Origin of the sequence: Psychrobacter sp. AOP7-B1-24, assembly GCF_052376215.1 — a bacterium.
Taxonomy (GTDB): domain Bacteria; phylum Pseudomonadota; class Gammaproteobacteria; order Pseudomonadales; family Moraxellaceae; genus Psychrobacter.
On record NZ_JBQSVL010000047.1, the window covers coordinates 1 to 23,458 of the forward strand.

Consider the following 23,458-nt stretch of genomic DNA (forward strand, 5'->3'; position numbering starts at 1 on the left):
ACACTCTCCGATAAAGTCGGGGCGGTTCAATCACTAGTTGGTATAGTTTGTGGCTTACTTGCTGCAGAGGTAGCAACAGTTTTCGTAGTCTGTTTTGGTGCTCCACCTAAACCCAGCCTAACCCCCTCTGCTGCGCCTCCTACAACTTCTGTGACTAAGGAGCCCATACTTTTTGCTACTGTACTGCCCATTGTCTGACTTTCAGCGCAGCCTGATAAAGCAATAAGGCTGCTAATAGCAACCACTGATAACAAGTGATTTGATGTCATAATACTAGCTCTCGAATGATTAAATAATTGTCGGTAGATAATAGCAAATATTTGCCGACAACTTAACTATTTGTCTGCTCAAACTGAACTTTATTTTCATGATATTTACTTTGTTCTAATTTTCATGCTTAATCTGGTTTTAGTTCTATTCATAGCCTGACAAAGCCTTTCATGACATACCAGTATATGCATGAAGTGCGCGTTGTGATCATCAACTGCAATATCTAACTAGATAGAGTATTTGGTGGTGTTCTAAAAAGTATGCTGGCGATAAAATCAATAAGAAATCTATGCTAAGTTCTCTGATTCTATAGGGCTTTCAAGGCTTCAAGAATTGTTCAAATTTTAATCAAGTTAAAGATTCAGTTCCGAATTTGAGAGCGATATTAGAGATCAGTTAACCTATACAATCTGCACTATAACTTATTAGGTAGTGGATCCCTCAATATTATAGTGCTCGAAATATTATTAATATCTATAATTACTATGGGTTTATTTAAATCTTATGAGTCGAGAAAGCTCTATATGCTACTATTTATATAGTGTAGAAGACTGAGGTATGAAGTTTACTTTCCTTAGGTGACGTTGTTAATATCGGGGTTTCTTTAAACCGGGACTGTGACAGTCGGGGCAGCTGATATCTACTCAAATATATCATCTTGCCTCGGCTGTCACCCTCCTTTATTCCCCAGCATACTTTCTGACACACCACCATAAATTTAAGGTAAGCCTTAATCTAAGCATATTAGTCGTTGTCTCAAATTAATTAACTACGACACCTTCAGACGCGGTTTAGCCCTGATAGTAGTATTTTGCTCGTCTAGGCAAAAAAAATAACGACTTTTCGGATTATTTTTTTGTCTTACTTTATCTCTCTATTCTCACGTTCAAATTCTTTAGTTCACTCATCGAACCTTTAAGCTTATATAACCGTTGAAAATCCATGCTAAAAGGGTCTCAGAGACCTCCATCTTAGAGACAATGGCTTAAATGGCTATCCCTGTGGTGGTGGAGTGATTTGATGCTTCCATAAGTATACTAACAACGCTTTATCTGATTTTAGAGGTACGGTTTACTCTTTTCATCATAATCTCTTACAGTGTTAAGTCTCCGACAATTCCAAGACCGGCCATTATGAGCGCTTGAACAAAATATTGTAAGTTCAAAGACCATTGTGAGGCTGCTGTCATGCTAGCCCATAGGCTTATTTAACAATTTTTGATTAGAGTTCCATATAGTACTTAATTTAGTTAGACAACTTAAACATTTGTTTAAGATAATAAATCACTATTTTTAACAATAAAACAACATATTTTGAACTTTCAGAGGCGTCTAATATATTTAGGTCGACACAAACAATGATGTTTCAATCACATAATGGAGCGTTAGATTATGCCTTTACATAACAGAAAACGGGTAGATCCTATTGGCGAAGATGCTTATGAAGATCCAATGAGTAACACATTACTCAATAAATTTCAGTTGCCTCAAAAAAGTACCCAGCCAGAAATTGTTGCTCAGTTTATAAAAGACGAGCTACTCCTCGATGGTAATGCCAAGCAGAATCTGGCTACATTTTGTACGACATGGATGGAAGATCAGGTTCATGACCTCATGGATTTGTGTGTCGATAAAAACATGATTGATAAGGATGAATATCCACAAACTGCTGAGATTGAAGCGCGTTGTGTTCATATCTTAGCGGATTTATGGAATAGTCCACAATCTCATACGACTCTTGGCTGCTCAACTACTGGCTCATCAGAGGCTTGCATGCTTGGCGGATTAGCCATGAAATGGCGTTGGCGTCAAAAACGTGAATCAGCAGGATTAGATGCCTCAAAGCCTAATATCGTTGTTGGGCCAGTACAGATTTGCTGGCATAAATTTGCACGATATTTTGACGTTGAGCTTCGCCAAATTCCACTTGAAGGTGCTGAAGTTAGTACAAACCCCGGAAAAATAAAAAACTATGTTGATGAGAATACCATTGGTGTCATTCCTACCTTAGGTGTGACTTACACCTGTGTGTATGAAGACGTCGCTGCTATGGCGAAAGAGCTAGATAAGATTCAAAATGAAAAAGGATGGGATATACCTATTCATGTAGATGCCGCTTCGGGTGGATTCATCGCACCTTTCATTCAACCGGATCTTGAGTGGGACTTTCGTATCGATAGAGTGAAATCCATTAATGCCAGTGGTCATAAGTATGGTTTGGCACCGCTAGGTGTCGGTTGGGTAGTTTGGCGCTCAAAAGAAGATTTGCCAGAAGATTTGATATTCTATGTAGATTATCTAGGTGGAAACATGGCAACCTTTGCGCTTAACTTTTCTCGACCAGGTGGTCAAATTGTTGCGCAATACTATAATTTTTTACGATTAGGATTTGATGGTTATAAAGGTGTTCAACAAGCCTGTGTAGATACTGCTCAATGGTTAGCAGATGAAATATCAAAGTTAGGTCCATTTGAAATGTTTTACGATGGACGAGGTGGTCTACCAGCTCTTAGTTACACCCTGAAAGAGGGGGATTGGGGTTTCAGTCTCTATGATTTATCTGACAAAGTTCGCCAACATGGTTGGCAAATAGCTTCTTATCCACTACCAAACGATCGTCAGGATACCGTTATTCAACGTATTCTAATTCGTCATGGTATCAGTCGAGATATGGCCGCGTTGTTATTACGTGATATTAAAGCCGCTATTGACTATTATAAAGTGCATCCAGTGTCACACTCTAGCGATACTCCTACCTTTCATCACACATAAAAATAGAAGGTTACTATGAGTAATCCTACTGTAGTCGGTCAAATAGTCGATAAGATAGAGCCTGTCACTGCTTCAGGCGTGCAGGGTTTTTTTCAACTGCTAGATAATCAGCCTATAGTATTTATCTTGTTATCATTAGCGGTAGGTACTTATATTGGTAATCGCAGCATCAAGAATATCTCTTTAGGGTCAACAGCAGGTACTTTGATGGTGGGGGTTGTGCTTTCGATGATTGCACAATCTGCTTATGATATTACTTATGCCATACCAGGGGTTCTTTCAACCTTTATGCTGCTCCTCTTTATGTATGCGTTAGGGCTTAAAGTTGGACCTCAGTTTTTTTCTGGATTAAAAAAAGGCGGTTTGGCATTCATTAGTATTGGTGTCATTGTTTGGTCACTAAACTGGATCATCTGCTTTTTTGGAGCAAAGTTTGTAGGCTTAGCACCTGGATACGCAACAGGACTTATGTCTGGTAGCTATACTATAACGGCCATACTAGGAGTGGGGCAGAGTGCTTTATCAAGTGGGGCTTATATACCGCCATCAGGAATAACAGCGGAAGAGGTTGGTGCTAATATGGCTGCAGCCTATGCCGTTAGCTATGTCTTATCTACTATTGGTATCATTCTACTCATTCGCTATTTACCTAAGATTTTTGGTTACAACTCTGCTGAAGAGGCTAAAGCCGCTGAAGCTGATTATAATGGTGGTGCTACAGATCCTTTACCTGGAGCACCTCAGGCGTTAACGTTGGGTTTTTCGCCATATGATTTACGCGCCTTTTATGTGACTCACAAAAACATTGTTGGCAAAAGTATCTCAGCATTAGTCAAAGAGTATCCGCAAGCGCCTATCTTACGTTTGGTGAGAAATGGCGCAATTGTAGAGTTATCAGATGATCCTGTCGTTCAACTGAACGATATCGTTACGGTTAGAGCCAATGTTCACGATTTAATTTTTGTAGATAATGAGCTCATTGGTCCTGAAGCTGATGATCAGTTGGCTCGCAATGTGCCTATAGAAGTTGCAGATATTCATATTGGCTCTCATGATATTTCAGATCAAAGTATTGATGAGCTCAGCGCGTCTGGAATAGGAGGTGTTACTGTCCAAGCTTTATTTAGAGCAGGTAATGAAATCCCCCTAGGTCCTAAAACACAGCTTTCTTTTGGCGATGTGATTAGATTAGCAGGTTCGGATGCGGCCTTAAAAATGGCAGGGCAACGCTTGGGAGGACAAGTAATATTACCAACCATGAAGTCTGAAATAATTTATCTTGCCGTTGCGATGGTTATCGGATATTTAGTCGGTATTATAACGGTCCAAATTTCAGGTATCCCATTTGCATTAGGAACTTCAGCAGGTTGTATTCTTGCTGGGATTGCCGTCAGTTATTTTCGCAGTCGCAACCCTGAGTTTGGTGGTCCGATACATGAAGGCGCAAGAAGCTTCTTACAAGATTTTGGTTTAAACGTATTCGTGGCGGTCTTAGCCGCTAATGTTGGGCCTAAAGTTATTACCGCCTTGCATGGTGATACTCTATTATGGCTAGCAGTAATCGGAATAGCAGGTGCGTTAATACCACCGCTCGTCGCCTTCTGGATAGGGGTTAAATTCTTTAAACTTAACTCAATCATTGCTGATGGTGCCGCCACTGGTGCTAGAAATAGCACACCTGGATTAAACGCCATTATGGAAGAGTCAAAAAGTTCAGTTGCGGCTATACCTTACCCCGTCAGTTATGCGCTTACGACCGTTTTAGCTTTGATTGGTGGTTATATTTCGATGATTTTATCTTGAGTTTTTAGGACTGAAGTTAGTAGCCAAAGATGATTTCAAATCCGTCTATTGAAAGCATACCCCCAACGGAACCATTAAAACTGACCTCTAAATCAATTAATAGACCACTTAAAATAGACTGATATAATTGAACCTCTCATATTAGGCCAAATAGTCATGGCTCACACTAAAGTTATCCAATACTGCATCATAAATTTTGCTAAGTCACCGAATTATGCAAAAGGTCTATTAATAAGCAACTTATCCGCCATCTCATTAGCCATCAGTAGTGCTTGGTATAAACTCGTCGCGCTCGCACCTCCGCGTCCTGCCAAATCTAGCGCCGTGCCATGATCGACAGAGGTACGAATATAAGGCAGTCCTAAGGTTAGGTTGACCGTATCACCAAAACCGTGCGACTTTAGCACTGGCAACCCTTGGTCATGATACATGGCAATCACTGCGTCACAGTTCGCTAAATGCCTTGGGGTAAATAACGTATCCGCTGGCATCGCCTCTGATATATCGACGCCTGCTTTGATAAACTCGTGTAACACGGGATTGATAATCTCAATCTCCTCCGTACCCAAATGCCCGCCCTCGCCTGCATGTGGATTGAGACCGCAGACTAAAATACGTGGCTGTATTAAGCCAAACTTCTCTCGCATATCATCAATGACAATTTGTACCGTTTGCCGTACATTATCCATGGTGATGGCAGCAGGAATGTCTTTTAACGCTAAATGCGTAGTGACGAGCGCAACTTTCATTGCTTGATTGGCGAGCATCATGACGACTTTATCACAGCCACTTTGCTGCATAAAAAACTCTGTATGACCGCTAAACATAGTGCCATCGAGCAGTTTAATATCAGCATCTATCAGTGCGGACTTTTGCAATGGTCCAGTGACGATAGCAGCAACTGTTTTATTAGTTGCCAACTGATGGGCAATGTCTAACTGCTTGGCGACCATTGCCGAATTGCGAGTGTTAATTTGCCCGCAAACAACTGGTTCAGCACAAGATATATTAAGCAGAATAAAAGCACTATCAACGTCAGTATTTTGCTGCGACATCTGCTCTAAAAAGTTAAAATTAAAGTCGTTGGCATCCATATCAATAGTTTGCCAGATAGGTGAATTTGTCAGCACGCCAGCTGCAACCAACTCATCTGAGCGCTTTGTCATAGCGGTGCTATCGGCGGTGACCCAAACTGGGCGTTCAAAATCCTGCAATTTACCCTCAGCCGCTAATAGCAGCACGATATCCATCCCAATACCAGCAGGCTCACCAGTTGTGATTAATAGTGGCAATTTTTTTTGTATATCTTGCATAGTAACTACGCCTTTATATTCATATTAAGTCTTGAATTTTATTGTATTTTTTATGGGAAAAATAAGTGCTGACACTTATATTGTATAGATAATTTTTGACTTATCATAATCCTCATCGAGGATAGATAGTTGTCTATCGGTGCCGAAAAAAGCACATTATGTGTTAAACTTTCGCTTTTCATTATAGCATTTACCAGTCAACACCGAGATCAGGTTTTGGTACTTCAATTATAGTGGCGCGTGGCGTTTTATTTGCTGTATCAGCACCCAATTAAACTCCTATATCAAATACCCATTTACACCCTCTTTTATATCGACTTTTGACACATTAGGCACTCATGGCAGACAACGAAAAAACCGACGACTTACTCAATCAGACACCGCCGCACAATATCGATATTGAAAAGGCATTACTCGCGTCTTTAATGAGTATCGAAGAGGCGTACGACAAGATTGCTGATATCGTTACCAAAGATGATTTTTATGCAGGGCGACATCAGTATATTTTTGATGCTATTGCCCATTTAGCGGCAGTGAATGAACCCTACGATACGGTCATGGTACACGACTGGCTAGAAGCACAAAAACTCCTTAAAAGTGCAGGCGGCGATAGCTACTTGGCAGATATTTTGAGCCAAAGCCCTGCGACCTTGTTTAACCTGACCGCCTATGCCCAGCGCGTACGTGAGTTATCTACTCTACGCCAATTGATTACGACTGGCAATGAGATGCTCACGCTCGCCTATAACCCTAAAGACCAGACCGTCAGTGATATTTTAGACAGTGTTGAGGGTAAGATATTTAGCATCAATGAGCAACATAATAAACGCGCCGAACAGCGTGGACCTGTGGGTATTACTGCTGTTTTGACCAACGTTATTGATAAGGTTCAAGAGCTAAAATCCAATCCCGATGGCATGATTGGTTTACAAACGCCGTTTGCTGAGTTAAATAATAAAACGCAAGGTCTACAAGCAGGCGACTTAATCATTGTGGCCGCCCGTCCTTCTATGGGTAAAACCACCTTTGCCATGAACTTGGCGGAAGGGATTTTATTCAATGAAGATCTGCCTGTTGTGGTGTTTTCGATGGAGATGCCTGCTGAGTCTATCGTCATGCGTTTGCTGTCCTCATGGGGCGCGATTAATCAGACGCATCTGCGTTCTGGGCAAATGAATGAAGACGAATGGGCAAAAATGATGAACGCCATTCAACACTTGCAATCTAAGCACCTTTATATTGACGATAGTACAGCGCTGCCACCCTCTGAGATGCGTTCACGCTGCCGCCGTATCGCCAAAAATCATGATGGCAAACTTGGCGCCATCGTCGTCGATTATCTCCAGTTGATGAAAGTGCCAAACTTAGATGGCAACCGTGTTGGAGAAATCTCTGAGATTTCACGGAGTCTCAAGGCGCTAGCACGTGAGCTTGAATGCCCTGTTATTGCTTTGTCGCAGCTTAACCGCAGTCTAGAAAACCGTCCTAATAAGCGCCCTATCATGTCGGATTTGCGTGAATCGGGTGCAATTGAGCAGGATGCCGATTTGATTATGTTTATCTATCGTGATGAGGTTTATAATGAAAACTCAGATCATAAAGGCGTGGCTGAAATCATTATTGGTAAACAGCGTAACGGCCCTATCGGCACCATACGTTTGGGCTTTGAAGGGCAATTTACCCGCTTTATTAACCTAACGCCAGAATACTATCAAAACGTCAGTTATGAGAATGATGAGTAACCAATTTTATAAAGACTAAGGCTTAATCATAAGCTAATAAGTACTTTTTAACAAAATAGCCAGTGCTGCATTAGCTCGATTAATGCGGTACTGGCTTTATAACTTCATAATTCGGTGGTGTGTCAGAAAGTATGCTGAAGAAATAAAGGAGGGTGACAGCCAAAGCAAGATGATATATTTGAGGTTATGAAGACACAAATAGATATCAGCTGCCCCGACTGTCACAGTCCCAGTTTAAAGAAAAATGGCAAAAAAAGCTATGGCAAGCAGAATTATCAATGTAAGGACTGCAAACGTCAGTTTATTGGCGACCATGCATTAACTTATAACGGCTGTCACTCTAAAGTGGAAGAGCTTATACGGCTCATGACAGTTAGAGGCTGCGGTGTTAGAGATATTGCTATTATAGCCTCAGTTAGTATTGGTAAAGTGCTTAGTACTATAGGCTCATCTGTTTATAAGATTACGCCTAAGAAGCGCTACTATGAACGCTTAGAGGTTGATGAATTCTGGACTTACGTGTATCGCAAAAAGCGTAAAGTTTGGCTTATTTATGCTTATGATCGTGCTACTAATGAGATTGTCGCTCATGTTTGGGGCAAACGTGACTTAAAAACAGCTAAGAAGCTAAGAGCACGTTTAAAGCAACTTAAAGTAAGCTATGGCTCTATCAGTATGGACAACTGGGATAGCTTTAAAACCGCCTTTAAAGGTGATCACAAACAGGTTGGCAAACAGCATACCATAGGTATAGAGGGTAATAACTGTCGCCTTAGACACCGATTAAGACGAGCGGTTAGAAAGACTTGTTGCTTCTCAAAAAAGCTTGATAATCATTTTAGAGACCATCCCGAATTCTGTGTAACTGCCGTTTAGATTAAATGCTTGCTGATACGGTCATCAAACATAATCATAAAGCGATTTAAAGCAGACGTCCAGTTACGGATTGGCATCGACCACTTTTTAGAGGCCTGCTGGGTTGCCAGATATACTACCTTGAATGCTGCCTGATCAGAGGGAATGTAGTGGTCAACTAATTTAGGACAGCTGATAAGAGATTTTGATTAAAGTAACGTCTCTCTTTTTCTGCTGGCGGCAAATAATCGTTGAAAGTATGCGGTCTCACGGACTGATAATAGCCCCAGATATAATCAACAATGGCGCTTTTAGCCTCAGCGATATCTTCATAACCGCCCTTTGGCATCCACTCAGTTTTGAAGCTTCTGAAGAATCTTTCGGTCGGCGCATTATCCCAACAATTTCCGCGACGGCTCATGCTTTGCGTCATACCCTCACAACTCGCCACGGATTCAGCAAACTTCTTGCTAGTGTAATGGGTTCCTTGATCAGAGTGAAACAACACGCCACTTGGCTTTAAGCGCGTCTGATATGCCATTTGCAGCGCTTTGATTGTCAACACGCTGTCAGGGGAATCTGACACCGAAAAGCCCACCACACGACGGGCATATAAATCTAAAACAACCGCTAGGTAGCACCAGCCGCCTTTGATACGAATATATGTGACATCACCCGTCCAGACCTGATTGGGCGCTGATGGGCTAAAATTACGGTTCAGTATATTGTCATGAGCTTGGTGTTCTTCGTCAGCTCGCTTGTATTTATGTGTTTTTAGCTGGCAACTGATGAGCCCCATACTTCTCATAATCTTAGCAGCTAAGTAACGTGTCAGCTTAATGCCATGCTCATTCATCAAGATAGCAGCAATGCTGCGAGCGCCAGCTGATTGCTTTGAGTCATTAAATATTTGGCATATTAAGGCTTTAAGCTTGACCATTTCAATATTTATCGGCTTTGACTGCAAGCCATAGTAATAGCTACTCTTAACCATGCCAAACAGGTCACACAATTGAGTTTTACTCATCTGTTTGTCTTGCTCTGCCAGCTGACTTATCAGCGATAATCGCTCAGACTGTCCAAGGCTAGCAGAGCTGAAGCCTTTTTTAAGATGTCGCGCTCCATAGTCAGCCGTTTTACTTGTTTACGCAGTTCTTGGAGTTCTCGCTGTTCATCGGTTAAGGCATTGCCGACTTTAGGTGCTTGTCCACCCATTTCTTGACGGTACTGACTCAGCCATTTCTGTAAGGTGGATTTGCCAATGCCAAGTGAATCAGAAACGTCGGGGATGCTACGGTTGTGATCAGTGACTAAGCTGATGGCTTCAAGTTTGAATTCTCGGGTATATTGGTTGCGTTTGTTGGTCATACTAGTTTCCTTCTTTGGGGTAGTATAAACCTCTTATGCACTGTCCAAGTTTATTATGCCACTACAAATTAAATCGGACCACGCTTAAGAGGTTATACTAACCCAAAAGAAGGAACATAGTATGACTAGCAACCGCAGAGAATATACCCGAGAATTCAAATTAGAAGCTATCAGCTTAGTCGTTGATCATAAGCGCAAAGTAGCAGAAGTGGCAGAGTCTTTAGGAATTGGTGCATCAACCCTAGATAACTGGGTACGCAAGTATAAAAAAGAGCAGCAAGGGGTTGCACCAGCTGCAGGTTTAGCCCTCACCGATGAGCAAAGAGAACTACAAGAGCTACGTAAACAAGTTAAACGACTCACTATGGAGCGCGACATTCTAAAAAAGGCTTCGGCTCTGCTAGCCTTGGACAGCCTGAACGTCTATCGCTGATCAGCAAGCTTGCAGAGCAAGACAAACGACTGAGCAAGCGTAAGCTATGCCACCTGTTTGGTGTCGTTAGAAGCAGCTACTACTATGGTATTAAGACTAAGCCTATTGATATAGAACGCGTCAAACTCAAAGCATTAATACGTCAGATATTCAATGACTCCAAACAATCGGCTGGTGCTCGCACTATTGTCGCTATCTTATGGAATGAGCATAACATCAGGCTGACACGTTACCTAGCAGGTAGTCTTATGAAGAGTATGCACCTTAAAAGCTCTCAGGAAAAGACACACAAGTATAAGCATGCTGATCAGATGCATAAAACCCACGACAATATCCTAAAGCGCAATTTTAGTCCAAGCATGCCTAACCAAGTCTGGACGGGAGATGTGACCTATATCCGTATCAAGAGCGGCTGGTGTTATCTAGCTGTGGTGTTAGATCTGTTTGCCCGTCGTGTCGTGGGCTTTGCCGTATCAGACTCTCCTGACAGTATGCTGACTGCTAAAGCACTACAGATGGCATATCAGACGAGACTTAGACCCAGTAGGGTGCTGTTTCACTCGGATCAAGGCACGCATTACACTAGCAAGGCATTTGCTGAATCCGTGGCTAGTTGTGACGGCATGATTCAAAGCATGAGCAGAAAGGGTAATTGCTGGGACAACGCGCCAACTGAACGCTTCTTTAGAAGCTTTAAAACGGAATGGATGCCAAAGGGTGGTTATGAAGATATCTTTGAGGCTAAGAGTGCTATCACTGACTATATCTGGGGCTATTATCAAACTGTGAGACCCCATACTTTCAACAATTACTTAACACCATTAGAAACAGAGAGACGCTATTTTAACAAAAACCTCTTATCAGGTGTCCTAAATTAGTTGACCACTACACACCAATCATTGTATTTAGACATAACCTCGCATTACCTCAAGTCCTTTAAGCTGAACCCTACTATCACTGTTAGCACAAGTAAAAAGCTACGACACATAAATTTGTGTCGTAGCTTTTTACTAAAAAATATTGTGCCATATAATATTACTCTAAATACATACGAAAATATTATATAACCAACCCTTTATAAGTTAGACATGGTGCCAGTCTCGCTGCGTCTACGACTTCTAAACTTGGATCAGCAGTTCTACCATAAAAACACACCCTCATCCAAATCAAAAATCCATCGTTGCTGAAAGCATAAATGTACGCGGATCACCTAAGGCAAGATCGTTGTAAGATGCCGTTGTCCAGTATGCCTTATTCATCACGTTATCAACACGTGCTCGAATGGTAAGAGGGGTTTGATTAACAGAAGTTAGATAACGTGCTCCAATATCGTATGTGGTGTGACCTGGTAACGACTGTATATTATCATTTTCAAGATATTGTTTAGATACGGCATTTGCATTCGCTGTTAGCGTTAAATTTTCTATAAAAGGTAAATCCCACTCTGCCCCAATTTTAGATTGCCACTTTGGAACACCTGCAGCTTGATTGCCTTCATTAACACCATTATTTGTTTTAGTTAACTTCGCATCAATATAGGTAATACCACCCATCAAGCGTACACTCTCAGCAGGCGAGCCAAAGAACCCCCACTCTACACCTCGATTACGCTGTTCACCAGCATAAGAGAAAACATTGGTATCTGTATCGGTATAACTATTGGGTTTTTCAATTTCGTAGAGACTAAGGGTATGAGTAAACTCGCCACGATCCATTTTTATTCCTATTTCCTTTTGTTTCGTTTTATAAGGAGCAAATATTTCACCTGAGTTTTCTGCACTTGTTGGTGCTGTAGCGCCTTTGCTTAGTCCTTCTATATAGTTCGCATACAAAGAAGTTTGATCTGTCATTTTTGTAAGAAACGCCACTGACGGCGTTATAGCGCTTTCATCATACTTAGTACCTGAGGATAAGATACCTCCCGTTTGTTCTGTTTCTAGCTGCTGATACCGAGCACCTAAGGTGAGTTGGTATTTATCCTGATCAAACGATAAAGTGTCTGCAATTCCGTAGCTGGTCAAATTTGTGTCAGTCGTCAATAACAACGGCACATCAAAGTTTAGGCTAGGTGTTTCCCATACTGGATTATAAATATTAGTGTCATAGGTATAAGTGGCGTCAAAGTACTTAGCGTTTAAATTGTACTCTTCATTGTAACGAGTAACATTCGCCGCAATCTGATGGTCAATCATTCCTGTCGAAAAATTGCTGTTCAGCCCTACTTCCATAGAGACTCTTTCATTATCATCAGCAACGTATCCAATCGTCGTAGTCATATCTCCATCAGAATTATACACCTGCGCTTTTGCTGCACTGAGTCCTTTAAACTCCATTTTATTAGCACCTAGGGCGGCATAGACAGTCGTTTGATCAGTCACATCAAACTCACCGCGTGTGATTGCACCTTTTGTTTCAGTATCATAAAAAGCCCAGCTTGGATTCAATAACGTATCTGGATCTGGTGCACTGGGAATATCAATACCTGATGCTACCGTAATACCACGAGTCGGCCCATCGACATGCTCTGTCGTCGCATAAAGATCCGTTGAAATTCGTGCACGTTCGCCTTTCCAATCTAAGGCAAGAGAGCCCACTTTAGCCTCTTTATCTTGGTCATTAATCGCACTTTCACCATCTCTATAAGCACCGTTTACACGCACACCAAACTGTTTGTCTTCACCGAATCGGCGGCCAACATCTACACTCCCACCAAGCTGCGAGTCTGATATGTACTTAGTCGTCAATCGAGTGAGTGGCTCATCACCTGCTCGCTTAGTGACTAGATTCACAGAGCCACCTACAGAGCCGTTAGGTGACATACCATTGAGCATTGCTGACGGACCTTTGAGTACCTCAACACGCTCAAACATTTCAGGCGAACTGCGGTAATAAGGCGCCATACCAGACAATCCATTTACTGTCACATCATTACTATTCGAAGCAAAACCACGGATAGAATAACTTTCAAGATTTTCTCCACTTCCTCCACTGGTATAAACAGAAGGATCCGTTGCAGCAATAATCTCACTAATATCTGTGGCTTGCTGATCCTCAATAAATTTATCAGTATAACTAATGGCACTAAATGGTGTTTCTAAAAAGTCTTTGTTTCCCAAAAATCCAACATGATTGGTATAGGTTACTTGCCCTCCAGAATAGGTTTGATTATCGTTGCCTTCAGCCACTACTGTTATCGCTGGTAGTGTGGTAGTTGGTATCTCTTGATTGGCTCCTAAATCTATATTTTGGTTTTGCTGTTCGGTATCCAATTCATTAACTTGCTGACTGCTGGTCAGGTCGCTATCTTCCTGTGCATAAGCTGATGGCACACATATAAATACAGTCCCAGCCGCTATACCTAAAGCCATCGCAAGCTTTGCCGATACAATATAATTAAGGGCGAAAGACGGTTTGGTCTGTGTCGTCCATCGTTTAACATTACTTTTATGATTTAGCTGCTGAAGTTGATACATAAAAACATCCTCTTATTTTTGTAAAAATATAAATACGAATAAAAACACAAATGATAATCATTAATAATTTTAGATAAAAAACTTTCTGCTTCTCATTTAACTATTTACTGGCTCTAGGGCGTGTCTTCATTTCAAAAATAGTGATAAAAATGAGATAAATTGCCGTCAAACAAGAAAAGTAGCGCAGATAATATCGGGATATTAACCAGCTATTTGACGATGTTTGGCAAGATTTAGCCATTTTTAGCCCATTTAGATGACTATCGGGTGAATTGAAGACACGTCCTAGTTCAAAAACTCTTTCCTCTTAGAATATGTCTAGGAGATTGACTGATAACCTTTGAGAACATCATCCATAATAATGTTGAGCGAGGTTGGACTAGCAGCCGCTATATACCACGCATCCGCATCAACAAAAACGACATGACCATTTTTCCATGCTTTTGTTTGACGCAATAAAGGGTTGCTAATGTCATCAGGACTTATAACAGAGCGACGCTCCATGACAGCGGTACGGTCCACAATATAAATAATATCCGGATCCGCCTGCTGTATGAATTCGCTAGAAATAGGCTGCCCATGTAGGCTAGTTTCTACCGTGGTACTTGCAGGTTTGACACCCAAATCATTAAAGATAAAACCATAGCGTGACTGCACACCAAAATTACTAAAAGCTCCGTTGTTATGTAAGACAACCAATGCTTTTTCTGGGCGATTTTTTGTGAAGGTCTGAACCTCTTTAACTCTTGTATCTAACTGCTTGACCTTTTCCTCCGCCAACGCTTCCTTATCAAAAATACGACCCAGTGTTAATAGATGATTTTTGACACTGGCTATATGCTGCTGATGACTGTTATTAAAATTCACATCGAAATGTAGGGTTGGTGCAATTTCTGACAGCTCTTGATAATGAGCCGCATGAAGTGGCGTCATCAAAATAAGATCAGGATGTAGTGCATGGATACGTTCCATATTCGGTTGTACAATAGCGCCTAAATCCTCCACACTAGCATCATCTTTATACTGAGCAAGAAAATGAGGTACATAATCTTTCACCATGCCTGCAATTGGCACATCAAGCTGATCCAAAAAATCAGCTTCATTCATATCCAGTACCGCGACACGTTGCGGACGATTATTAATGACAGTAGTACCAAGCTCATGATCGATGGTAATAGGTGTGTCTAGCGCTTGTATCGTCTGCACAGATTGAGTAGATTCTTTTTCGCATCCTTGCAGTGGAATAGCTGCCGAGATTGCTAATACCCAGACCCAACCGCTCTTTTTCAAACTCATACTTTTACCCCTGATAAATTGAAGTAGTTGCACAAGCAACCACGTTCATTACGAATAATTTCAAAATCAAGATCGTATAGCTCACTTAAATTGGTTTCTGTCACAACCTGTGCAGAGACTCCGCTGAAGCTAAGCGCACCATTTTTCAAAGCCACAATATAATCAGAATAATTGGCCGCAAAATTGATATCGTGAATCACCAAAATCACCGTACGGCCCTGCTCATCACATAGACGACGTAGGGCTTGCATAATCTGCACAGCATGTTTCATATCTAAATTATTCAGAGGCTCATCCAATAACAACACGTCCGTTTGTTGCGCAATAGTCATTGCCAAAAAAGCCATTTGACGCTGACCACCACTTAATTCATCTAAATAAGAGTGACGTAAAGGCTCTAATGCTAAAAAACCAATCGCCTCATCAATGATTTGTCGATCCTCTATCGTCAACGAGCCACGACTATACGGAAAACGTCCAAAAGAGATCAGCTCTTCCACTGTCAATCGTAAATTAAAGCCCGGAGACTGCCGCAGTGTGGCCACATGATGAGCATACTCAGAAGTACGAATTTCACTGATTTTTTGACCATCAAGTGACACATAGCCACTACTCGGCTCCAATAACCTAGCCATCATCATCAATAAAGTAGACTTCCCTGCACCGTTAGGACCGATTAATGAGGTAACACGCCCCGTTGGAAACACCAGAGAGACATCAGATAGCACAGGTTTTTTACCATAACTTTTATGGAGGTTACTAACGGTAATCATGTAATCCCTCTAGTACGAACAGTCAATGCCAGAAAATAGATACCACACACCAGATTGACAAGAATACTGACACTGGTTTTATAGTTAAAAACATGCTCAACGAATATTTGTGCAATCAAAAATATGGCTATAGAGACCGCACAACCTATAGGTAATGTAACTTTATGCTTACTACTTCCTGCAAGCGCATAAGCTATATTGGCAATGAACACGCCCATAAAGGCCGTGGGGCCAATCAAGCTGGTTGACACAGCGACGAGGATGGCAATCAAAGCCAAATACAACTTGACGTATTTGGCATGGTTGATACCAAGTGACATCGATTGCTCACGACCGAGAGCCATCACATCCAAAACAGGTAACGTCTTACGACTCACCCATAACACCGTTGCTACCGCTAGTACGCCATACCAAACGGTTTCAGGATTGGATCTATTAAAGGAGGTATAGCTTAACCCTTGAAAAACCGAAAACTCACCTGGACTGATACGAAGTTGAATAAATTGTGTGACCGTGCCAATGACCATTGTCAAAACCAGACCAAATAGCAGCAGCATAAAGACATCGCTTTTGCATCGAGGTAACAGCAAACGATGCAGTGCCCACGAATACACCAGCATCAACATGATGGATACGATGAAATTACCGCTGACACTTAGCATCATCAGCCCGTTCGTACCCATAACCAAGAGCAACAGCGCTTGCCACAGCAAATAAACAGCCTCATACCCCATAATTGAAGGCGATAAAATACGGTTACCTACAATGGTTTGAAATACAATGGATGAAACAGCTAAGCAGACACTACCAAGTACAATGGTTACTAGACGCATAAAGCGTTTCGGAATCAAATAATCAAAATCTAATCCTGAGCCTATCAATAAGAAAACAAGCGCCAAAAGAAGAATCAGTAGCAGCATCGTCCATATTTTTACAGCTTGGCTCATTTGACACCCCTCATAATCAACATGAGGAAAATCACACCGCCCACCCCACCAGCAGTAAGTCCGATAGGGACTTCGAAAGGATAGATAATGACTCGCCCAAAAATATCACAAATGAGTAGTAAACAAGCACCGCCCAGTGCAACGATGGGCAATGTTCTTGACAAATTTTCTCCATATTTCAGAGCGACTAAATTAGGGATGACAAGACCAACAAAAGGTATCGCGCCAATAGTGATAACCGATGCCGCAACGGTTACCGACACTAAGATAAGCCCCAATGCAGCTGTCGCAGCATAACGCAATCCCAAACTGGCTGCCATTTCCTCACCCATGCCCATCACCGTGAAACGATGCGCATAAAGATAAGCCAATACAATAATGGGCAAAATGATATAAATAAGCTCATATTGACCTTGAACAACCCTTGAAAAATCGCCTAACAACCAGCCTTGCATACTTTGTAAAATATTATGCTGATAGGCATAAAACTCAGCTATCGAACTCAGCACACTGCCATACATCAACCCGAGTACAGGAATCAGCACAGAGTTTTTGAAGGTAATACGACTGATAATAAAAATAAAAAGTAGACTCGCTGCAAAACAAAAGAGCATAGCAAATAGCATTTTATTGCTTGTGCTGGCACTAGGAAGCATCGTTAGTGAGACCAAAATACCAAGCTTGGCTGCATCCAAACCACCTGATGTGGCAGGTTCGACGAACTTATTGCGCACAATGTGTTGCAGAATAACGCCACTGACAGACAGCCCTACCCCTGTTAAAAGCAGTGCAATCAATCGCGGTATACGGCTGGCCGTGATGGTCAACCATGCGTCGCTTGAAAAATTAAAGAGCGCGACAATTGACGTCTGCTTTGAACCCAGCATTAAAGAAATAGCACAGAGTAAAGTGAGTAACAAAAATAGTAAGCGCATTATTGAAACTCTTCTGACTTATATAGATACGAATGAATTTTTACTCTACAGAACACCATCACAAGCCTATAAAGCAATTTGCTGGGAATTTTTTCATTAAAGTATAAATGAGAATCAATCATACTATGCTTGTTTGAATAGATACATTGAGTATAAGGTGAAACTGGGAAGTTATACGGTGAATAAGGGAACTTATTCAGAATGGCATCTAATCATTTTCCAATGTCAAAAAATCAGATGAACTCAAACACAGCAAGAGGTTGGCGTAAATAATTCGCCTGTATTCAAGGCCTGTTTAGCGTATTTTAGAGAATAGTAGCAGCTTGACATAAATAGGCCGACTAGATAAGTTGTGTGGGAGTGACGCCATAAAATTTGGCGAATGCTTTGCTGAAATTACTGGGATCATGATAGCCAACATACCATGCCGTTTCCTGAACACTTTTATATTCATCTAACAATAAACGCATTGCTTCCTGCATACGTAATTCACGGATGAACTGACCTATTGTTTTGCCCGTTTGTTGTTTGAACTGTTGTTTTAGATAGCATTCGTTTATACCCACTCGTTGAGACAACAAGGAGATTGTTAGCTTATGCTTGTACTCTTGGCGAATAATATCAACGGCGTGATCAATTTGGCTTTTTTGGTTTATTAATCGACCAGATTTGTCCTGAATACCTAGCATGTCTTGACAGAGAAGTAACGCTTGGCTCTCTAAAGTCAAGCGATCACTCAAAGTGTAACAAGGTAGTGAGAGGATATAAGCGGCGCGAGCAAGTAGCCGTGGCTGATTTGATAAACGGACCTGAACCATTTCAGGATCTTGATCGTCAGCTGGCAATAACCAAGCCGGCAAATCGAAGCTTTCTGCCCAACGTGACAGTAGCTCTTGATTAAAATCGATCGATACTACATGGCTATTTATGGATGGTCTCTGCAAATACTCAGTATCGGTAGTAGAGTTTATATCACCAAAATCTCCTGATCGTCGCCAAACTTGCTTCGAGTGGATGTTTGTATCGGTAGGTAAATTACTAGCATGTAACGTATAGTTTGCATCTACAACCAAATGCATGCCAACATCACAAGAAAATGGCGCAGCCGGTTCAACCACAGGTTGCTCATCCGTGATGCAGTTTCGGCCGAGCACAATACCGTTATGCAAGCTCAGCAAGTCACCATAACCAGAGCTACCATCGTAAGTTGGACGTTTAATCAAATAATCAGAATCAGGGCGATCAAAATCCCAATATTTGGTCTGATAGTGGTCATAAAATGTGTTCAGGTCTGCCATAAAAATATAATCACAATGTTTTAGGATGTGGTTTGAGTGAGTAGAGAACAGATGTTTTATTACATCCAGATAAAACAGATTCATTTGAATGAGTCGTAAAATTTCAACTCTTGAAGTAATCATAGCATTATTAGCAATAAACAATCATTTTAATGTAAATGATTATCAATCAAATATAGATAACTGTAACTAATATATCAGGATGAAGTAATAATGAGCCTACTTATAGCCAACATAAAGAATGAACTGGATGACATTAAAGCATTTTGGAAACCTACTGATATTGCACAATTTAATCAGTTGACCGTCAAACTGGCCAAACTAAAAGGCGAATACGAGTGGCATAATCACGAACATGAAGACAAGTTATTTCACATACTGTCAGGACAGTTATTTATTATATTAAAAGACAAAACTATAGAAGTGAATGCTGGTGAAATGGTCGTTATTCCTAAGAATACTGACCATAAGCCTCATGCTCCGACTGAGGCTAGCGTGATGTTTTTTGAGCCTTTATAAATCAGAACCCACATTTACTGGTAACTCTAATGATCAGTTAACGAAATCACTGCCTATAAAATAATATCATCACATACATTTTAGTCGACCTACCTTGATATGGTAGAGGCTGAGAAAATGGAAGCAGAAATCATCCTAGGTCTGTTCAACTACGCATTGCGAGTACTATGGTCGTCCCTATCCATTAGATGTTCTTGCAGATATAACTTATTACCAGGTAACTTATGTTGTCTGGTTTTTTATTGCTTTTTGTATTTTTGACGACATTCATTGTCGTATAAAAAACATAAACTATTGTCTTGTAAATATATTTTTAGTAAAGTAAACCCTATCTTAAATATAGCTTTTTCCTCTTGGGATTTTTATGTCGAAACCTACTAATGCGTATACCGACAACAGTTTTTCATCATCTGACCTCAAAACCATTTTGCACTCCAAACGTGCCAACATTTATTACCTTTCACATTGCCGAGTTATGCAAAAAGATGGGCGTGTGCTGTATCTAACTGAAGATGACAAAGCCAATCTCTACTATAACATTCCGATCGCTAATACCACTTCTATCTTGCTAGGTACCGGTACCTCTATTACTCAGGCAGCAATGCGATTATTGTCACAAGCTGGTGTGTTGGTGGGGTTTTGCGGTGGTGGTGGCTCACCTTTATTTATGGGCGCAGAACGTGAAATATTTATCGAATGGATGACACCGCAAAGTGAGTACCGACCGACTGAGTACGTTCAGGGTTGGATGAGTTGGTGGTGGGATGATGACAAGCGCCTTGCTGCTGCAAAGCAGTTGCAACATGCCCGTCTCGCTTATCTACAAGCAGTATGGAATAAAGACAGCGATCTAAAACGCTGGGGCTTTGATAGCAGTATCGATGCAATACAGGAGTTGCTCGATAATAATATTAATCAAATCGCTAAGCAAACAGAGGTTATGCACTTACTGCAACTCGAAGCTCGTTTAACTAAGCAGCTATACAAACTGGCAGCAAAAAACACGGGCTATGACGGCTTTAGCCGTGAGCATGATGGTATCGATAAAGCGAACGGTTTCCTTAATCATGGCAATTATTTGGCTTATGGGCTTGGTGCTACCACAGCATGGACGCTTGGCATACCGCACGGCTTTGCGGTGATGCATGGTAAGACAAGGCGCGGTGCGCTGGTATTTGATGTTGCCGATATTATTAAAGACGCCTTAGTGTTACCGCTCGCCTTCATCTGCGCAAGTGAGAACATGAGTGAGCAAGAGTTTCGGCAGGAGTGCCTGAATATGTTTACCAAACATAAAGCACTAGATTATCAGTTTGAAGTGGTAAAACAATTGGCCGTGACGACTGATTGGAAGGTATAAAAAATGATAGTTACCTTTGTCTCGCAATGTGAAAAAAAATCACTCAAACGTACTCGGCGTATCTTAGATGCGTTTGCCAATCGCATTGGTGATAATGTCTGGCAGACAGCTATTACAGAAGATGGGCTAAAAACCGTTAAGCAACTCTTGCGTAAATCAGCGACTAAATCGACAGCGGTGAGCTGTCACCGTAATAAAACGCGCCAGCTGACGGAACTAGTATGGGTGGTGGGTAATAAACGTCAGTTTAATGAGGTGGGTGTGGTACCTGTGAACCGTACCAAAAGAAATATCATGCACGCTGAATGGGAAAACGATTGGGCTTATGCCAGTAGTATTCAAGTCATCGCAACCATATCAGCCCTACTCCACGATATTGGCAAATCAACCATTGGTTTTCAAAACAAACTCATAAAAGGTAGTAAACAAGGTGACTCTTATCGTCATGAGTGGATATCATTAAAACTGTTTGAGCTAATAATTGAAGGTTGCAATACCGATGAGGAGTGGCTTAACCGGTTTATACAATTAGACAAATGGTTAGAAAGCCACGACATAGAACAATTATTATCTAGTGCAAGTCAAAATACCGTTGATATTCAGCCGATGCCGCCCCTAGCGCAGTGGGTTGCGTGGCTAATTGTTACTCATCATCGTTTGCCACCGGCTAAAAAAGTCTTCTATCCTTCTAAAGATATCCAACGTTTGCAACTGCCCCAAAATACGTTAGAGATCAAAAGAGATCTAAATCAATTTTACTCAAAAATTGAGGCATTTGACTATTGGGTAAAAAACCCTAAGTCGTTAGAAGAAATGAGCAAAACACAGTTAAAAGACTTCTGGCAATTTGAGCATTTAGTGATTAACAGTTCTGTTTGGCAAAAAAATATCAGACGTTGGTCTAAAAAAGCCTTAAACGATCCGGCATTAATACAGATAAGTCAGCAAGCTTCTGAGAATAAAAAAGCCATTAGCGACCCGTTTTTATTGCATTTGTCCCGTTTGTGTTTAATGGTGGGTGACCACAATTATTCTAGCTTAAAAGAAAACGACTCACGCTGTATCAAAGTCGATAGTCGCTTTAAAAAATTAGCCGCCAATACTGACCGTACAGCTAGTATACCAACTGTTAAACAATCTCTTGAAGAGCACTTATTAGGCGTTGGTGCTTTTACGGCGCATTTCTGCCGTGCGCTACCTATCATTGCTAATGAAATGCCGACACTGCGCAATCATGATCCATTAGCTAAACCTACTGGGATTGAACGTTTTAAATGGCAGAACCAAGCCTTCAAGATGACCTTTAGCTTGCAAGAGGCCACGCGCGAGCATGGGTTTTTTGGAGTTAATATGGCATCGACAGGTGCGGGTAAAACCATCGGTAATGCACGTATCATGTACGCTCTAGCTGACCCAAAAAAAGGGGCACGCTTTACTATCGCTTTAGGGCTAAGGATTCTAACCTTGCAGACCGGTTTAAGCTTTCGTAAAAATCTAAAACTGCAAGGCGACCAATTAGCCATATTGGTAGGAGGTAGCGCTAATAAAAAACTGTTTGAACTAGCATACGATAATAAGAATAGTGATATTACTGACATTATCGGTGAATATAACAAAGACGATGAACCTGATAATGAATCTACAAGCTTTGGTAGTGAATCTAGCGAAGATTTGTTAGATGAAGTCGTTGATAGCGACATTGACTATCAAGACTATGAGGCACTGAATCTCGATACAGTCATCGCTAGCCCTAAAGCACGCGATTTAATATTTGCGCCTATCGTGACATGCACCGTTGACCATATTATCCAAGCCTCTGAGTGCAAACGTGGTGGTAAATATATTGCCCCCATGCTGCGATTGCTCAGTAGTGACTTAATACTCGATGAGCCTGATGACTTTGATCAAGCGGACTTGCCTGCGCTGTCGCGTTTAGTACACCTTGCTGGACTCTTTGGTACGCGAGTGCTGCTTTCATCTGCAACCTTGACCCCTGACTTGGTGACAGGACTGTTTGAAGCCTATATGGAGGGGCGAAAACTATTTAATCAAAGTCAGAATAAACCTACGCCAAAAGTAGTTTGCGCATGGTTCGATGAACAGCCTAAAGCGATGCTATCGGAACAATGCAGCGACATTAATGACTTTCAACACAGCCACAAACAATTTTGTGAAAAGCGTGCCCACTACTTAGCCAAGCAGCCTATTAGACGACAGGCAAAAATACTGCCTTTTTCAGCTAGCTATACAAAAGATAATGCGCCACAGTTTTATAGCACTTTGGCGCAGACTTTGGTTGATG

19 protein-coding genes and 1 pseudogene are annotated in these 23,458 nt (G+C 41.4%); 9 read left to right on the forward strand and 11 right to left on the reverse strand.

The annotated features are described in order from the left end of the window. Positions 1–26: 26 nt before the first annotated feature. Positions 27–269: a hypothetical protein gene (locus tag ACT3QP_RS09975; protein WP_444525367.1), complete on the reverse strand. Its 243-nt coding sequence runs from the start codon at positions 267–269 to the stop codon at positions 27–29. 1,392 nt (positions 270–1,661) lie between these two features. Between ACT3QP_RS09975 and ACT3QP_RS09980 the strand changes: the two genes are divergently transcribed. Both ACT3QP_RS09980 and ACT3QP_RS09985 read left to right on the forward strand, forming a co-directional pair. Continuing rightward, a complete protein-coding gene (locus ACT3QP_RS09980) occupies positions 1,662–3,041 on the forward strand; it encodes a glutamate decarboxylase (RefSeq protein ID WP_444525368.1) in 1,380 nt (459 codons plus the stop codon). Between the two features lie 15 nt (positions 3,042–3,056). After that, positions 3,057–4,844 carry an aspartate:alanine exchanger family transporter gene (locus tag ACT3QP_RS09985; RefSeq protein ID WP_444525369.1) on the forward strand — a complete coding sequence of 596 codons (1,788 nt, stop codon included), beginning with the start codon at positions 3,057–3,059 and terminating at the stop codon, positions 4,842–4,844. A 212-nt stretch (positions 4,845–5,056) separates the two neighbouring features. Here ACT3QP_RS09985 and pdxA read toward each other — a convergent pair whose 3' ends face one another. Next, positions 5,057–6,148: a 4-hydroxythreonine-4-phosphate dehydrogenase PdxA gene (gene pdxA / locus ACT3QP_RS09990; RefSeq protein ID WP_443518469.1), complete on the reverse strand. Its 1,092-nt coding sequence runs from the start codon at positions 6,146–6,148 to the stop codon at positions 5,057–5,059. 347 nt (positions 6,149–6,495) lie between these two features. Between pdxA and dnaB the strand changes: the two genes are divergently transcribed. Together dnaB and ACT3QP_RS10000 are read left to right on the forward strand one after the other, a co-directional pair. Then, complete coding sequence (gene dnaB, locus ACT3QP_RS09995; RefSeq protein WP_444525370.1) at positions 6,496–7,899, forward strand: replicative DNA helicase; 1,404 nt, start codon at positions 6,496–6,498, stop codon at positions 7,897–7,899. Positions 7,900–8,085: 186 nt separating this feature from the next. After that, positions 8,086–8,775 (forward strand): IS1 family transposase, encoded by a 690-nt coding sequence (locus ACT3QP_RS10000; RefSeq protein ID WP_444525371.1) that lies wholly within the window; start codon positions 8,086–8,088, stop codon positions 8,773–8,775. Here ACT3QP_RS10000 and ACT3QP_RS10005 read toward each other — a convergent pair. The 3 genes and pseudogenes from ACT3QP_RS10005 to ACT3QP_RS10015 all read right to left on the reverse strand — a co-directional run. Beyond that, positions 8,772–8,897 (reverse strand): annotated as a pseudogene (locus tag ACT3QP_RS10005) (IS256 family transposase); the annotation flags it as partial. The gene ACT3QP_RS10000 and the pseudogene ACT3QP_RS10005 sit on opposite strands and share 4 nt — an antisense overlap. Positions 8,898–8,932: 35 nt before the next feature. Then, positions 8,933–9,814 carry an IS3 family transposase gene (locus ACT3QP_RS10010; protein WP_225739365.1) on the reverse strand — a complete coding sequence of 294 codons (882 nt, stop codon included), beginning with the start codon at positions 9,812–9,814 and terminating at the stop codon, positions 8,933–8,935. After that, complete coding sequence (locus ACT3QP_RS10015) at positions 9,811–10,122, reverse strand: transposase (protein WP_058025686.1); 312 nt, start codon at positions 10,120–10,122, stop codon at positions 9,811–9,813. The genes ACT3QP_RS10010 and ACT3QP_RS10015 overlap by 4 nt, the downstream gene beginning before the upstream one ends. A 121-nt stretch (positions 10,123–10,243) precedes the next feature. On the opposite strand from ACT3QP_RS10015, the gene ACT3QP_RS10020 reads away from it, so the two are divergent. Next, a complete protein-coding gene (locus tag ACT3QP_RS10020) occupies positions 10,244–10,555 on the forward strand; it encodes a transposase (protein ID WP_192529932.1) in 312 nt (103 codons plus the stop codon). Continuing rightward, positions 10,555–11,433, forward strand: coding sequence for an IS3 family transposase (locus ACT3QP_RS10025; protein WP_227679700.1), 879 nt, complete (start codon positions 10,555–10,557; stop codon positions 11,431–11,433). Before ACT3QP_RS10020 ends, ACT3QP_RS10025 begins: the two co-directional genes overlap by 1 nt. Positions 11,434–11,721: 288 nt before the next feature. On the opposite strand, the gene ACT3QP_RS10030 is transcribed toward ACT3QP_RS10025, so the two are convergent. The 6 genes from ACT3QP_RS10030 to ACT3QP_RS10055 form a co-directional block, all read right to left on the reverse strand. Then, positions 11,722–14,028, reverse strand: coding sequence for a TonB-dependent receptor (locus ACT3QP_RS10030; protein ID WP_442063326.1), 2,307 nt, complete (start codon positions 14,026–14,028; stop codon positions 11,722–11,724). Positions 14,029–14,346: 318 nt separating this feature from the next. Continuing rightward, positions 14,347–15,324 carry a siderophore ABC transporter substrate-binding protein gene (locus tag ACT3QP_RS10035; RefSeq protein ID WP_444525372.1) on the reverse strand — a complete coding sequence of 326 codons (978 nt, stop codon included), beginning with the start codon at positions 15,322–15,324 and terminating at the stop codon, positions 14,347–14,349. Beyond that, complete coding sequence (locus ACT3QP_RS10040) at positions 15,321–16,097, reverse strand: iron ABC transporter ATP-binding protein (protein ID WP_444525373.1); 777 nt, start codon at positions 16,095–16,097, stop codon at positions 15,321–15,323. The genes ACT3QP_RS10035 and ACT3QP_RS10040 overlap by 4 nt, the downstream gene beginning before the upstream one ends. Continuing rightward, positions 16,094–17,044 (reverse strand): iron chelate uptake ABC transporter family permease subunit, encoded by a 951-nt coding sequence (locus ACT3QP_RS10045; protein WP_444525374.1) that lies wholly within the window; start codon positions 17,042–17,044, stop codon positions 16,094–16,096. The genes ACT3QP_RS10040 and ACT3QP_RS10045 overlap by 4 nt, the downstream gene beginning before the upstream one ends. After that, complete coding sequence (locus tag ACT3QP_RS10050) at positions 17,041–17,979, reverse strand: ABC transporter permease (protein ID WP_444525375.1); 939 nt, start codon at positions 17,977–17,979, stop codon at positions 17,041–17,043. Before ACT3QP_RS10050 ends, ACT3QP_RS10045 begins: the two co-directional genes overlap by 4 nt. Positions 17,980–18,320: 341 nt before the next feature. Beyond that, positions 18,321–19,277 (reverse strand): helix-turn-helix domain-containing protein, encoded by a 957-nt coding sequence (locus ACT3QP_RS10055; RefSeq protein ID WP_192520569.1) that lies wholly within the window; start codon positions 19,275–19,277, stop codon positions 18,321–18,323. A gap of 213 nt (positions 19,278–19,490) precedes the next feature. Between ACT3QP_RS10055 and ACT3QP_RS10060 the strand changes: the two genes are divergently transcribed. The 3 genes from ACT3QP_RS10060 to cas3f form a co-directional block, all read left to right on the forward strand. Further along, a complete protein-coding gene (locus ACT3QP_RS10060; RefSeq protein WP_192520570.1) occupies positions 19,491–19,796 on the forward strand; it encodes a cupin domain-containing protein in 306 nt (101 codons plus the stop codon). A 364-nt stretch (positions 19,797–20,160) separates the two neighbouring features. Continuing rightward, a complete protein-coding gene (cas1f, locus tag ACT3QP_RS10065; protein WP_442440344.1) occupies positions 20,161–21,156 on the forward strand; it encodes a type I-F CRISPR-associated endonuclease Cas1f in 996 nt (331 codons plus the stop codon). Positions 21,157–21,159: 3 nt separating this feature from the next. Continuing rightward, the coding region (gene cas3f, locus ACT3QP_RS10070; RefSeq protein ID WP_444525376.1) for a type I-F CRISPR-associated helicase Cas3f at positions 21,160–23,458 on the forward strand (2,299 nt) is incomplete at its 3' end.

What these genes read in the sequence shown, in the direction of transcription:
- ACT3QP_RS09975 (WP_444525367.1), bottom strand. Translation starts at nt 269, where the DNA reads ATGACATCAAATCACTTGTTATCAGTGGTTGCTATTAGCAGCCTTATT.
- ACT3QP_RS09980 (WP_444525368.1), top strand. Translation starts at nt 1,662, where the DNA reads ATGCCTTTACATAACAGAAAACGGGTAGATCCTATTGGCGAAGATGCT.
- ACT3QP_RS09985 (WP_444525369.1), top strand. Translation starts at nt 3,057, where the DNA reads ATGAGTAATCCTACTGTAGTCGGTCAAATAGTCGATAAGATAGAGCCT.
- dnaB (WP_444525370.1), top strand. Translation starts at nt 6,496, where the DNA reads ATGGCAGACAACGAAAAAACCGACGACTTACTCAATCAGACACCGCCG.
- ACT3QP_RS10000 (WP_444525371.1), top strand. Translation starts at nt 8,086, where the DNA reads ATGAAGACACAAATAGATATCAGCTGCCCCGACTGTCACAGTCCCAGT.
- ACT3QP_RS10015 (WP_058025686.1), bottom strand. Translation starts at nt 10,122, where the DNA reads ATGACCAACAAACGCAACCAATATACCCGAGAATTCAAACTTGAAGCC.
- ACT3QP_RS10020 (WP_192529932.1), top strand. Translation starts at nt 10,244, where the DNA reads ATGACTAGCAACCGCAGAGAATATACCCGAGAATTCAAATTAGAAGCT.
- ACT3QP_RS10030 (WP_442063326.1), bottom strand. Translation starts at nt 14,028, where the DNA reads ATGTATCAACTTCAGCAGCTAAATCATAAAAGTAATGTTAAACGATGG.
- ACT3QP_RS10035 (WP_444525372.1), bottom strand. Translation starts at nt 15,324, where the DNA reads ATGAGTTTGAAAAAGAGCGGTTGGGTCTGGGTATTAGCAATCTCGGCA.
- ACT3QP_RS10040 (WP_444525373.1), bottom strand. Translation starts at nt 16,097, where the DNA reads ATGATTACCGTTAGTAACCTCCATAAAAGTTATGGTAAAAAACCTGTG.
- ACT3QP_RS10045 (WP_444525374.1), bottom strand. Translation starts at nt 17,044, where the DNA reads ATGAGCCAAGCTGTAAAAATATGGACGATGCTGCTACTGATTCTTCTT.
- ACT3QP_RS10050 (WP_444525375.1), bottom strand. Translation starts at nt 17,979, where the DNA reads ATGCGCTTACTATTTTTGTTACTCACTTTACTCTGTGCTATTTCTTTA.
- ACT3QP_RS10055 (WP_192520569.1), bottom strand. Translation starts at nt 19,277, where the DNA reads ATGGCAGACCTGAACACATTTTATGACCACTATCAGACCAAATATTGG.
- ACT3QP_RS10060 (WP_192520570.1), top strand. Translation starts at nt 19,491, where the DNA reads ATGAGCCTACTTATAGCCAACATAAAGAATGAACTGGATGACATTAAA.
- cas1f (WP_442440344.1), top strand. Translation starts at nt 20,161, where the DNA reads ATGTCGAAACCTACTAATGCGTATACCGACAACAGTTTTTCATCATCT.